Origin of the sequence: Peristeroidobacter agariperforans (genome assembly GCF_004138335.1) — a bacterium.
In the GTDB taxonomy this organism is placed as follows: Bacteria; Pseudomonadota; Gammaproteobacteria; order Steroidobacterales; family Steroidobacteraceae; genus Steroidobacter; species Steroidobacter agariperforans.
Genome location: NZ_RYFW01000001.1, coordinates 2,420,225 through 2,433,532, shown reverse-complemented (window position 1 = coordinate 2,433,532; position 13,308 = coordinate 2,420,225). Strand labels below are relative to the sequence as shown.

The 13,308-nt window shown below is 63.7% G+C and carries 9 protein-coding genes; 4 read left to right on the top strand and 5 right to left on the bottom strand.

All coding sequences use genetic code 11. From position 1 onward, the window contains the following. Positions 1-124: 124 nt before the first annotated feature. Positions 125-1,333 carry an acetyl-CoA C-acetyltransferase gene (locus EK373_RS10620; protein ID WP_129642630.1) on the top strand — a complete coding sequence of 403 codons (1,209 nt, stop codon included), beginning with the start codon at positions 125-127 and terminating at the stop codon, positions 1,331-1,333. A 21-nt stretch (positions 1,334-1,354) separates the two neighbouring features. Here the strand turns inward: EK373_RS10620 and EK373_RS10615 are convergent, their stop codons facing one another. Genes EK373_RS10615 through EK373_RS10595 form a run of 5 tightly spaced genes read right to left on the bottom strand, consistent with a single transcriptional unit; the run spans position 1,355 to position 9,520 of the window. Further along, positions 1,355-3,535, bottom strand: coding sequence for an acetate--CoA ligase family protein (locus EK373_RS10615; RefSeq protein ID WP_129642629.1), 2,181 nt, complete (start codon positions 3,533-3,535; stop codon positions 1,355-1,357). A gap of 19 nt (positions 3,536-3,554) precedes the next feature. Then, positions 3,555-5,219, bottom strand: coding sequence for an AMP-binding protein (locus EK373_RS10610; protein ID WP_129642628.1), 1,665 nt, complete (start codon positions 5,217-5,219; stop codon positions 3,555-3,557). Next, complete coding sequence (locus EK373_RS10605) at positions 5,219-6,361, bottom strand: acyl-CoA dehydrogenase family protein (protein ID WP_129642627.1); 1,143 nt, start codon at positions 6,359-6,361, stop codon at positions 5,219-5,221. Before EK373_RS10605 ends, EK373_RS10610 begins: the two co-directional genes overlap by 1 nt. Before the next feature lie 7 nt (positions 6,362-6,368). Beyond that, positions 6,369-8,513 carry a fatty acid oxidation complex subunit alpha FadB gene (fadB, locus tag EK373_RS10600; RefSeq protein ID WP_129642626.1) on the bottom strand — a complete coding sequence of 715 codons (2,145 nt, stop codon included), beginning with the start codon at positions 8,511-8,513 and terminating at the stop codon, positions 6,369-6,371. Positions 8,514-8,554: 41 nt separating this feature from the next. Beyond that, positions 8,555-9,520: an NAD(P)H-dependent flavin oxidoreductase gene (locus EK373_RS10595; protein WP_129643590.1), complete on the bottom strand. Its 966-nt coding sequence runs from the start codon at positions 9,518-9,520 to the stop codon at positions 8,555-8,557. 129 nt (positions 9,521-9,649) lie between these two features. Between EK373_RS10595 and EK373_RS10590 the strand changes: the two genes are divergently transcribed. The 3 genes from EK373_RS10590 to EK373_RS10580 are packed head-to-tail and all read left to right on the top strand — an operon-like array spanning position 9,650 to position 13,012. Then, positions 9,650-11,161, top strand: coding sequence for an acetyl-CoA acetyltransferase (locus EK373_RS10590; RefSeq protein ID WP_129642625.1), 1,512 nt, complete (start codon positions 9,650-9,652; stop codon positions 11,159-11,161). Further along, complete coding sequence (locus EK373_RS10585) at positions 11,158-11,925, top strand: enoyl-CoA hydratase/isomerase family protein (protein ID WP_129642624.1); 768 nt, start codon at positions 11,158-11,160, stop codon at positions 11,923-11,925. Before EK373_RS10590 ends, EK373_RS10585 begins: the two co-directional genes overlap by 4 nt. Positions 11,926-11,929: 4 nt before the next feature. Beyond that, positions 11,930-13,012 (top strand): phosphotransferase family protein, encoded by a 1,083-nt coding sequence (locus EK373_RS10580; protein WP_129642623.1) that lies wholly within the window; start codon positions 11,930-11,932, stop codon positions 13,010-13,012. Positions 13,013-13,308: the final 296 nt, after the last annotated feature.

Here is a 13,308-nt window from a genome sequence, read left to right as displayed (position 1 = left end):
TTCCTCCGCCCAGTTGAGCGGGTTTGGCCGCGGCTGCAATCGTCAGATCCGACGAAGTGTCGAGCCGGCCGCCGCCTAGAATACGGGATCGCTCCCTCCAACGTACCGTCTCGAGGAATCGATCATGTCCGAAGCTTACATTGTTGCTGCCGTTCGCACCGCAGGCGGACGCAAAGGGGGACGCCTGTCCGGCTGGCATCCCGCCGACCTCGCCGCCCAGGTGATCGACGCGCTCGTCGCCCGCGCCAAAGTACCGAGCGACGCCGTCGATGACGTCATCATGGGCTGCGTCAGCCAGGTCGGCGAACAAGGCTTCAACGTGGCGCGCAATGCCGTGTTGTCGTCCTGCTTGCCCGAAAGCGTGCCCGGCACTTCGGTCGATCGGCAGTGTGGCTCCTCGCAACAAGCGATTCATTTCGCGGCGCAGGCCGTCCAGTCCGGATCGATGGACGTGGTGATTGCCGCCGGCGTCGAGAGCATGACGCGCGTGCCGATGGGCCTGTCGGTGTCGCTGCCCCAGAAGCACGGCTTCGGGTTTTATGTCAGCCCGGGTATGCAGGCGCGCTATCCGAACGTCGAGTTCAGCCAGTTCCTGGGCGCCGAGATGATGGCGCGCAAATATGAACTGTCGAAGGATCAGCTGGATGAGTACGCGCTGAAGAGTCATCGGCTCGCGATCGCGGCGACGCAGGCAAAGGCATTCGACAACGAGATCGTGCCGGTGCAGATCCGTCGTGCTCCGGTCACCATGCCGAGCGGCGAAGTCGTGACGCCCGCAGCGACCGAGGATTTGCACACCATCGACGAAGGCATCCGCTTCGATGCCAGCATCGAGGGCATTCGCGCCGTGAAGCTGCTGGCCGAGGATGGACGCGTCACCGCCGCGACGGCAAGCCAGGTCTGCGACGGCGCCGCCGGCGTCATGATCGTCAACGAGCGTGGCCTGAAGAAACTCGGCGCAACGCCGCTCGCCCGCATCCATCACATGAGCGTCATGGGGCACGATCCCGTCATCATGCTGGAAGCGCCCTTGCCCGCAACTCAGAACGCGATCCGGAAAGCTGGCATGAGCATCAACGACATCGATCTGTTCGAGGTCAACGAGGCCTTTGCGCCGGTGCCGCTGGCGTTCTTGAAAGTTACCGGCGCGGATCCGCAGCGCCTCAACGTGCACGGCGGCGCCATCGCGCTCGGTCATCCGCTGGGCGGCTCGGGAGCAAAGCTTATGACGACGCTCGTACATGCGCTCCATCGTCGTGGCAAACGTTACGGGTTGCAGACCATGTGCGAAGGCGGCGGCATGGCGAATGTGACGATCGTCGAGCGCCTATAAAATCGATGTGAAGTCGTGAACTCAGCTCGGGCGGCTCCAGCCGCCTGAGCTGCTCCATTCCGCCCAGCCATCCAGCGCCTCGATCCGCTCGCCGCTTGCGCGCAGCGGATTGATCTCCAAAGACACCAACTGCGGACCCAGCGCCAGGGCCGCATCGCCAATCGCAACGATGACGTTTGCAGCGGCGAGACGGTCGACGGCCGGCGTCCCGCGGAAGCCATCCAACAACGCCTTGCCTCGCAGCTCATCCAACATGGCGAGCGCGTCGGCCTGCGAGATCGGTAACAAGCGCAGGCTGGCATCGCGCAGCGCTTCGACCCAAATGCCGCCCAAGCCAATGGTGATCACCAGGCCCCATTGCGGATCGCGCATCGTGCCGACGAACAGTTCAACGCCGGCGTCGCGCATCGGTCCGACCGAGACACCTTCGATGCGTGCATCAGGCATGGCCCGTCGCGCACTCGCGATGATTCGCTCGTACGCAGCCGCGACGTTTGCATCGCCAGTAACATCGAGCTTCACGCCGCCCACTTCGGTCTTGTGAGGAATGTCGGGAGAGACGATCTTCAGCGCGACTGACGATCCAAGCGTACGCGCATGGCGGATCGCTTCTTCTGCGCTGTTGACCACCTTGGCAGGCACGACCGGAACACCACGGCTCTGCAAATATTGAAGCACCTGGCGCTCGGACTCCGGTCGCGAGTCGGCCACAGATAGCACACCCGCGGACATTTGCCCGCTTCGCGGGCTGGACGAGCCAACGCCGGGCAGCGCGCACCTGTCATTCGCCGAAGGCCGCACCTCACGCGAGCGTTTCGACCACTCGAGGGCACGCGCCACCGCTCGGATGCCGTGCTCCAGACCGCATGGAAGATAGTTGCAGCCAGTAGCTTCGATGATCTCTTCGCTCATCTCTGTAAAGGGCCGCACAGTGTGACTGATCAGCAACGTCGCACGGTCGGCTCGGGCCTGCGCCGCCGCCACGCCTGCGAGCAGCTGCCGCAGCAGCTTGCTGTCATCAGCGGCTGCCGACGCCACATCCAACACAGCGAGGACCGCGGCGAACTCAGGCTCCGCCGTCATCGCATCGAGTGATTTCTCGAGCAACGATGGATCGAGCAACGCGCCGCCGGTGACGTCCAACGGATTATGGGGCGTCCCAAAGTTCGGCAGCGCAGCCGCAAGACGCGCCGACGCTGGCGACGACAACGATGGTAAGCTCACACCGGCGTCGGCCGCGCGGTCCGCGGCTATTTCGCACAAGCCACCGGACAGGGAGATCAATCCCAACCCGCCCTCGGGCAGCTTGCCCCAGCGAGCCAGCACCTCTGCGGTGAGAATCAAATCTTCGAGCGACGTCACGCGCACCAGCCCGAAGCGACGACAAACGGCGTCGAACACACGATCGTCGCCGACCAACGAGCCCGTGTGTGCCTGCGCCGATCGAACCGTGACCTCGCTGCTGCCGACCTTGAGCACCACGACGGGTTTGCCCGCTTGCGACGCTCGCAGGCAAGCGCGCGCGAAGGCAGGAGCGTCGCGCACCGATTCCAGGAATAGTGCGATCGAACGAGTGGCGGGATCGTCGACGAGATAATCGATGACCTGCGCGACACCGACGCCCGCTTCGTTGCCGGTAGACACCATGTAAGTGAGCCCGATGCCCTGCCACTGCGCGAAGTAGGACATCTGCGCCGCCAACGCGCCGCTTTGAGAAACGATGGCGACCTTTGCGGCGTGAGCACGTTGCGGCCGCAAGCTCACTGTCCACACCGGCGCGTTGTTGGTGTAGTTCACGAACCCCAGACAGTTCGGCCCCAGCAACGAAATGCCGAGCTCGCGAGCCAGATTCATCAGTCGTTCCTGCAGCTCACGACCGGCGGCGCCGGACTCGGCAAACCCGGCGCTCAGAATGATGGCATTGCGAATGCCCGCGGCACTGAGCTCTGGCAAGGTATCGAGCAGAGTTTCGGAGGGCACCATCAGCAGCGCGACATCCACCGGCTCGCCGATCTCACGAATCGAGCTCACCGCGGGATGCCCCAGCACCTCTCCGCCCTTGCGATTGACCAGAAAGATTTTTCCGTCGTACCCGAGCGTGCGCAGATTCGCGAATGCAGCGCGGGTCCAGACGGAACGCTCCGTCGCGCCCACCAATGCGATGGAACGCGGCGAGAACAGTGCAGCTAGTGGATGTGACATGCAATCGTCGATCGTCGTCTCAGGATTCCCAGATCACCGGCTGCGCCAGCTCGCGCCACTGCGTGGCCCGTGCGAGATAGCGGTCTTCGATCTGGCTGCGACGGATCTTCATCGTCGGTGTGAGCAAGCCGCTCTCGATGGTCCACGGCTCCTTGACGACGACCAGGTACTCCACCTGCTCGTGATCTTCCAGCGACGCGTTGACTTGCTCGAGCAACGTCGCCAGCTCACGATCGAGCTGCGTGTGCGTAGCCGTGTCTGCCTGGGCCTGACGATATTTGTCCGCCGCCACCATGAGCAGCGCGAAGGGCTGCGGCTCGCCGTGACCGGTCACACAAATCGCCTCGACGAACGGGTGCGCTCCCAGCCGGTTCTCGATCGGCACTGGCGCGACGTACTTGCCTTTGCTCGTCTTGAATAGTTCCTTGACGCGGCCAGTGATACGCAGCCGGCCCGCTTCATCGAGCTCACCGCGATCGCCGGTGCGGAAGAACCCGTCAGGTGTAAAACATGTCTGTGAATCTTCTGTGGCCCGGTAGTAACCGAGCATCTGCCCGGGGCTTTTCACCAGCACTTCGCCGTCCTCGCCGAGACGGCATTCGACGCCTGGCAGCGGCACGCCGACATAACCAGGCCGCACATCATCGCGAGGGCTCGCATGAGAAGTCGCGGCATTCTCGGTCATGCCATAGACCTCGATCAGATCCAGCCCCAGGTCGCGATACCACGAGAGGATTTGCGCCGGCAGCGGCGCGGCGCCCGTGAATCCCAAAGTCGCGGCGTCGAGCCCCAGACCCGCCAGGATGTTGTTCTTGACGATCGGGCCCTGCACCGGATCGGAAAACAATAGCTTCTGCTTCTCCGGCGGCACCTGTTGATTCACCGCCTGATAGAACTTGGTCCACAACCGCGGCACAGAAAAGAACCGAGTCGGACGCGCGCGCTTGAGGTCCTGCGCGAATGTTTCCAAGCCGAGATTGAAGAACGCCTGGAAACCGAACACCAACGATGGCACTTCCAGCGCCACGCGCTCTGCGATGTGCGCAAGCGGCAGATACGAGAGCATCCGATCCTCGGTGCTCGTGCCCCACAACGACTTCGTGGTCAGGCACGGCGCGATCAAGGAGTGAAAGCTGTGCATCACGCCCTTCGGCTGGCCCGTCGTTCCGGAGGTATAGATGATGGTGGCCAACGCGTTCTCGTCGCGCTCGACGGCTTTGGGCAGCGGCTCGCGGGCGGCAATGAGATCGCCCCATCGCGGGCTGACGGTCGCAGGAGACATGGGCAGGCCGATCTTGGGCAGCGTGGCCGGCAGCACGCGCTGCACGTCGTTCCAACTATCGGTCACGCCATCCACTCGCCCGATGAAGATCAGACGGGCATCGCAATGACGCAGCACGTACTCCGCGGTTTGTGAGCTTGCGCTCGGATACAAGGGCACACTCACATGGCCTGACATCCAGATCGCCAGGTCCGCCATGATCCAGTGCGCGCAGTTCTTCCCATAGATCGCAATGCTGCTGCCCGCAGGTAATCCGAGCGCATGCAGATGCGCCGCCATGCGCCGGGTTTCGTCCCATACGCGCGCCCAGCTGTATTCGACGACCGTGCCATCCGGCAGCGGCTGCGTGAGATAGGTGCGGTCGGGCGTGGTGCGGGCCCAATGTTCCAGACGCTCCAGCATCACAGCGTCCTCGCGATCAGTTCCTTCATGATTTCGTTGGTGCCACCGTAGATGCGGCTCGCGCGGTTGTCGATGAAGGCGCGTGCGATGGGGTACTCCAGCATGTAGCCGTAGCCGCCATGTAACTGCACACACTCATCGACCACGTGACACACGAGCTCGGATGCCGTGAGCTTCGCGGTCGCCGCCGCTTCGGGACTCAGCTGATTCTGCAGCACCAATTCCAGACAGCGATCGACGAACACTTGCGTGACGGCGATCTGCGCTTTCAGCTCCGCGAGCTTGAAGCGCGTGTTCTGATATTCGGCGACCGACTTACCAAACACCTTGCGCGTGCGGGTGTAATCGATCGTCCATTTGAGCGCGGCCTCGGCTGCCGAGATCGAGAGAATGGCGATGATCAGCCGCTCCCACCCCAGCTCCTTCATCAACTGCGGAAAGCCCTGACCTTCCACGCCGCCGAGCAGATTGGAGCGCGGCACGCGCACGTTCTCGAAGAACAGCTCGCACGTGTCCTGCGCCTTCATGCCCACCTTCTTCAAGGGCGACGCCTTGGTGAACCCTTTCCGGCCGTTCTCGACCAGGATCAAGGAGGTGTCCTTGGAGCCCGAGCCCGAGTTGCCGGTCTTGGCCACCACCACGACGATGTCGGCGAGATAGCCGTTGGTGATGAAGATCTTGTTGCCGTTGATGATGTAGTCATCGCCATCGCGCTCGGCGCGGGTCTTCACCGCCTGCAGATCCGAACCGGTGCCGGGCTCGGTCATCGCGATGGCGCCAACCGCTTCGCCGCTCGCCATCTTCGGCAGCCAGGCGTGCTTCTGCTCTTCGGTGCCGAAATTCAGGATGTAGTTCGCGACGATGTCCGAGTGCACCGCGAAGCCCGGCCCGGTCACACCCGCATAGCTCTGCTCTTCCATGAGCACGGTGCTGTACAGGCGGTCTCCGCCCATGCCGCCATATTCCTCGGGCACGGTGAGGCACAGAAATCCCAGTTCGCCTGCACGCCGCCAGACATCGCGGTCTATATGCTGCTGCTCCTCCCAGCGCGAGTGGTGCGGCACGCACTCTTCTTCCAGGAAGCGCCGGACATTCTTGCGGAACTCATCGTGATCGGCAGTAAAGATGGTGCGAGCGAGCATGATTGCCTCAGTAATACTTCCGTCGTTCACGCGCCATGGCGCGCATCGCTGGCGTGGCTCGATATTGCGGCCCGAGGGCAGCGTAGCGCTCCGACAGCTCGACCACCCGTTCCAGGCCGAGCCAGTCGGCGTACTTGAGCGCTCCCCCCAGGTACGAAGGTAAACCCACGCCGAGCAGTAACGCCATATCCAGTTCGGCGGCGCTCGCCACGACTCCCTCCTCCAGGCAGAGGGCCGACTCGACGATCAGCGGCAGCATCATGCGCTCGACGATTTCCGCATCGCTGAACGAGCGCGGGCCTTCAGCTTGGACGTCCTGCAACAGCACGCGGGCCACCGGGTCCGGATGCTTCACCGGCTTGCCCTTGGCGCTGATTTCGTAACGATAAAAACCGAGGCCGTTCTTCTGCCCCAGCCGGCCGTGCGCGACCATGAGCTGCAAAGGATCCTTCCAGGTCCGGCGCAAGCGTTCGGGGAAACCGGCACAAATGATCTCCGCCACGTGCACGCCGGTGTCCATGCCGACCACGTCGTTGAGATACGCGGGTCCCATCGGCCAGCCGAACGCTTCCATGGCGGCATCGATCTGTTCGTAGTCCGCGCCGTCCGCGAGCAAACGTCCGAACGCCTGCATGTATGGCGTGAGGATGCGGTTGACGAGGAAGCCCGGGCCGTCGCGCACGACGATGGGTGTTTTGCCCATCGAGAGCGCGTAGCTCACCACCGTGCCGACTGCCGTATCGCTGGTCTTCGCACCGCGAATGACTTCGACCAGCGGCATCATCGGCACCGGATTGAAGAAGTGCATGCCGACGAAGTTCTCGGGACGCGCGAGCGGCGCGGCGAGCTCGTCGATGCGCAAGCTGGACGTGTTTGATGCAATCACCGCATCCGGTCGGCCCGCGTCCTCCAACTCTCGCAGCACCCTGTGTTTGATCTGCAGATTCTCGACGACGGCTTCGACGATCACATCGGCCGTATTGAAGTCCTGATAGGTCAGCTGCGGGACGATCGAGGCGAGCACACCGTCCGCCTTGTCTTGGGCGAGCCGGCCCGCCGTCACTTGTTTGCTGAGGAGCTTGCGCGCCTCGCCGATGCCCAGATCGAGCTGACCTTGCGCGATGTCCTTCATCACCACCGGAATGCCGCGGCTCGCGCTCGTGAACGCGATGCCGCCGCCCATGATGCCCGCGCCGACCACGGCGGCTCGCTGGACTCTGCGGCCGCTGCTCGCGTGGCGCTTCGCTGCTTTCTTGACCAGCTGTTCGCTCAGGAAGATCTGCACCAGCGAACCGGCCGCTTGCGTCTTTGCGATTTTCGCGAATGCGGCGGCCTCGAGCGCGAGCGCGCCGTCTCTCTCTAGTGGCATCGCCTCCTGCAACAACTGCAACGCCGACATCGCGGCCGGCTGATGCTTCGGCATGCGCGCGACGAGCGTGCGTTTGGCTTCTTCGAATATCGCATTCGTATCGACACCATCGGTTCGAACCGGCCCGAGCTTCGCCGACCGACGAGCGCGCCAGTCGAGTTCGCCGCGAGCTGCGCGACCCAGCACGTCCAGCGCCGTATCGCGCAACGACTCTGGGACTGCAACGAAATCGACAACGCCTGCCTTCTCAGCCGCCGGCGCCTTGGAAGGCTCGCCGCCGAGAATCCAGCGAAGCGCCACTTCGATTCCCGCCACGCGCGGCAAACGAACGGTGCCGCCGAAGCCAGGAAACAAGCCGAGCTTCACTTCCGGCAAGCCCACCTGGGCGTCCTGTGCCAGCACGCGATAGTCCGCTGCGAGCGCCGCTTCCAGTCCGCCCCCGAGCGCGAAACCGTTGATCGCGACTACCACCGGCACCGGCAATCCTTCCAGCGCATGAAATACGCGATTGGAAGCCATGTTGCTCGACATGACTTCCTGCTGCGGTTTGCTGAACAATGCACCGAAGCCGCCGATATCGGCACCGACGATGAATGACTGTTTCGCACTCGTGATCAAAACACCGCGCAGCCCTTCGTGAGCGGCCGCGGCCGTGATCGCTTGCTGGAGTTCGCTGACAGTGCGCTTGTCGAATTTGTTGATCGCATCTTCTTTGCGATCGAAACACAGCTCGACAAGCCCGTCCTGGAGCGCACTGACGCGAATCGACTCGCCCTGAAACATTGGAATCCGCCTCTCCTCGCGCTCGCGCGCCCGATGTATTACTAGTTGAAACTCGCGGTGACGTGCCGCAGCCGCTCGCGGCATTCGCTCACCATGCGCTCGATGAGCTCGGCGCACGTGGGAACGTCATCGATCAAGCCCACCACCTGGCCGGCTGCGATCACTCCGCCATTCGGATCGCCCGCGATCAGTGCTTCACGCCCGCGCTGGCCCGCCACCAGATGACGAATGTCTTCGAACTGACAGCCCTTTGTTTCGGCCGCGACCACTTCTTCGGAGATCGCATTTCTGAGCACGCGAGCGGTGTTGTGCATGGTGCGAAAGATCAGGCGGGTATCTCGCTCGCTCGCCGAGACCAGCGCCTGTTTGATGTTGTCGTGGATCGGCGCTTCGCGGGTCGCGCAGAAGCGAGTGCCCATGTTGACGCCGTCGGCGCCTAGCGTGAGAGCCGCGGCCATGCCACAACCGTCGCCGATTCCGCCCGAGGCAATGATGGGCACCGACAATCGGCGCGCCGCTGCCGGAATGAGCACCATGCCACCGACATCATCGTCACCGGGATGTCCGGCGCACTCGAAACCGTCGATGGAGATCGCGTCGGCGCCGTGCTTCTGCGCCGACAGTGCGTGTCGCAACGACACGCACTTGTGAATGACTTTGAGCCCGGCGGCCTTGGCGATTGCGATGAATTCGGGCGGCACCTTGCCGGCTGTTTCGATCGCGGCGACCTTGGCGCGCACGATGGTGTCGAGATAACGATCGTACGGCGGCGGATTGATCGAAGGCAGCATGGTGAGATTCACGCCGAACGGCCGATCGGTGAGCGTCCGACACTTGCCGATCTCGTCCCACAATGCTTCCGGGGTGGGCTGGGTCAGCGCCGTGATGATGCCGAAGCCGCCGCCATTGGAAACCGCGGCAGCCAGCTGCGCCGTGCCGACCCACATCATCCCGCCCTGGACTATTGGGTACGCGATGCCCAGCATTTCGGTGATGCGCGTGCGCAGAGGATCCCCCGGTTCGTATCGTTTCGGTGCGATCAAGCTAGGGGTCGGGGGAGGAGCACGCCTCGTCGGTTCTGACGATTTTCGGCGCTGGGCCCGCGGGCAGGATGAGTCGCACAGTAAGGCTCGAGCATGGCAATCGTTCCACCGCACCGAATCCCCGTCATCGTCGGCGTCGCCGACGTCATCGACCGCCCAGCAGACCTGGCGCAAGCGCGCGAGCCAGCGGCGTTGATGGCGGATGCGCTGCTCGGCGCCTTGCAAGACGCCGCCGGTTCGGCAGCACCCTCGTTGCTCGACGCGCTGGATTCGCTGGACATCGTCGCCGAGCATTCCTGGCCGTATGCCGAGCCTTGTGACGTGGTCACCGCCCGACTCGGTCGTGCGCCGAAGCGTTGTGTGTACGGTGTCGCAGGCGGCGAATCGCCTGTTCGTTTTATTCACGAAGCAGCACTGCGCATCGCCTCCGGAGACAGTACCGTCGCGGCCGTTGTCGGCGCCGAGTCGCAACACTCCGTTGCGGCCGCGAGCAAACAATCGGTTCAGTTGCCCTGGTCGCCTCGTGGCGCGAATGCCGGGCTGCTGCGAGGCAAGGATTTGTGTCATCCCGTCGCGATCAGGCATGGCATGACACAGCCCGTCCACGTTTATCCCTTCTACGAAAACGCGGCCACGGCCTCGTGGGGACAAACGCCCGCCGAAGCGATGCGTGAGTCGGCGGAACTGTGGTCGGATTTTTCCAAAGTCGCTGCGGAAACGCCGAGCGCCTGGCTGAAGCAGGCCTACTCGGCCGATCAACTCGCGACACCCTCGCCAGACAATCGTCCCGTCGCGTGGCCTTACACCAAGCACATGGTCGCGAATCCATTCGTGAACCAGGGCGCCGCGGTCGCGCTGACTTCACTGGCGAAAGCTCGCGAGCTCGGCATTGCCGACGAGCGTTGTGTGTTCATTCACGCCGGCGCGCGAGCGATTGAGCCAAGAGATTATTTGCAACGGGACCAGTATCAGCGCTCGTACGCGCAAGAAGCCGTGTTGGAAGCTTTGCGCGACGTGGCCGCTCGCTTCGACGCCGTCGAGTTGTACAGCTGCTTCCCCATCGTGCCCAAGATGGCTCGACGCGTGCTCGAGCTGCCGGCCAAGGCGCGGCTGACTTCAATCGGCGGACTGAGCTTCTTCGGCGCACCGCTCAACAACTACATGACGCATGCGACCGCAGGGCTGGTGCGCCGGCTGCGGAATCAGCGCGACGGATTTGCTCTGCTTTACGGCCAGGGCGAATTCGTCACCAAACATCATGCGTTGCTACTGAGCTCGTCACCGCCACAGCACGAACTAGCAGCCATCGATGACAACGTGCAGGCACGCGCCGATCGACTGCGGCGGCCGGTGCCGGAACTGATCGATGATTTCAGCGGGCCGGCGGCATTGGAAACATTCACCGTCGTTTACGGCCGCGGCGGCGAGCCGGACTTTGGCACGGCGATCGCCCGCACCGACACCGGCCCCCGCCTGATGGCGCGCGTCGCGCCAAGCGATGCCGCCTCGCTGCAAGCGTTGACGAGCCTGTCGACGACTCCCATCGGCCGCGTGGGCCAAGTGACGACCGGCGCGGACAACCTTCTCCACTGGACTGTGACATGAGTGAACCGGTACTCCTCGAGCATCGCGGCGATGTCGCCATCGTGACATTGAACGTGCCGGAGAAGCGCAATGCCCTGGGGGTCTCGCTATACCGAGCGCTCTCGCAAACATTGACGTCGCTGCAAGACGATCCGTCAGTTCGTGCGTTGGTTTTACACGGCGGCAAGCACTTCTGTTCGGGCGGGGATATTTCATCCCTGGACTCGGCGCCGCTCGCGATGCGCTCGGCAATGCACGTCGGCCATCGCGCCGTGCGCGCGTTGATTGGCGGTCGATTGCCCGCCGTGGCGGCTGTCTCAGGCAGCGCATTCGGCGCAGGCTTCTCGCTTGCGATGGCCTGTGACTTCGTCATCGGCGATCCGTCGACCACGTTGTGCGCGGCGTTCGGCAAAGTGGCTCTCACGCCCGATTACGGATTGATGTGGACGCTGCCCCAGCGCATCGGCATCGGGCGCGCGCGAGAGCTGCTGATGTTGTGCAGGCAGGTCGGCGCCGAAGAAGCGTTGTCGATGCATTTGATCGATCGCCTCGTGGGCCCGGGCGAAACGCTCGACGCCGCGCTACAGCTCGCCAAAGAGCTGGCCGCCGCTTCGCCGGGCGCGATTGCGACGACCAAGGCCATGTTGTCTCGTTCGCCCTTGTCCCTGGACACGATGCTTGCCTGGGAAGCGGATACACAATCCCTGCTAGCTCGAACACAAGACCTGCAGGAAGGCGTCCGCGCCTTCGCCGAGCGGCGGCCGCCCGCATTTCGTGGAGAGTAACGCGATGTTGAACGCGGCAGCCGATACCATGCGCGCCGAAATCGAGACCGTGCCGCAGTACTGGCCGCGTCTCGCCGAATATCTGGCGGGGCTGGGCATGCAGCTGGATCTCGACACGCCGCCGCAGCAGTTCGCTGGGGGCTTCGCGAATCTGAACTACCTGATCAAGCTCGACGGCCAACCGGCCGTACTACGCCGACCGCCGAAAGGGCCGCTGCCGGCAGGCGCATACGATATGGCGCGCGAGTTTCAGATTCTCTCGCGGCTGTGGCAGAAGTTTCCGCTCGCGCCGCGTGGCCTGCACCTTTGCGAAGATGCGCGCGTCATCGGTGCGCCGTTTCAGATCGTCGAGTATCGAACGGGCATTTCGTTACGCGACTCGCTGCCTGCCCCGCTCGCCGGCGATGCGACGATCGGCGCCTCGCTCGGCAACACGCTCGTCGATATCCTCGTCGATCTGCATCGCGTGGATCCGGTGAGCGTGGGGTTGGAAACATTGGGCAAGCCCTCGGGCTTCCTTCAGCGCGCGACCGAAGGCTGGATCAAGCGGGCAAGCGTCGCGGTCGATGGGTGGGGTACGCCGACGGCACTGCAACTGATCATCGAGCTCGCACACTGGTTGCGTGAGAACTGTGTTCCGGACGCCAGTCCGACACTGCTCCACAATGATTTCAAGCTCGACAACGTGCTGCTCGACCCTACGACGCTGGCTCCGCTTGCGGTGCTGGATTGGGATCAAGGGACTCGTGGCGACGGGTTGTTCGATCTCGCGGTGCTGCTGAGTTACTGGACCGAGCCTGCCGATCCGGCAGCGATGCATCAGATGGCGCAGATGCCGACGGCCAGTGCCGGCTTTCCGACTCGACAGCAGGCCGCTGAGCGCTACGCGTCGGCGCTCGGCCGTGATCTCTCGACGTTCAGGTTTCATCGCGTGCTTGCTCAGATGCGCACTGCCGTGATTTTTCAACAGCTGCACGTTCGGTGGCGTCGCGGTGAGACTCGCGATTCGCGGTATGAGCGATTTGGTGAGATCGGGGAGGGGCTGCTGCAGTTCGCACGCTCCATCGCGCGGGGCGACGTGTTTTAGGAGCCCGCCCACCCGCCCTTTCTGTTGGCGCTGCGCGCGGCCATACGGCCTATTCTCGCTCCGGTGCGCAGCGAAGTGTTCTAAGAGCCCACCCACCCGCCTTTTTTCTTTCTTTTGGCGCTGCGCGCGGCCATACGGCCTATTCTTGCTCCGGCGCGCAGTGAAGTGTTCAAGAGTCCCACCCGCCCGTATTTCTTTCCTCTTCTGGCGCTCCGCGCTGCCCGGCCGGCCCGTGCCGGACCGGCGGCGCAGGAACTTGGGGGCGCAGCGCCAAACAAAACGCAAGCGTTCCTGCT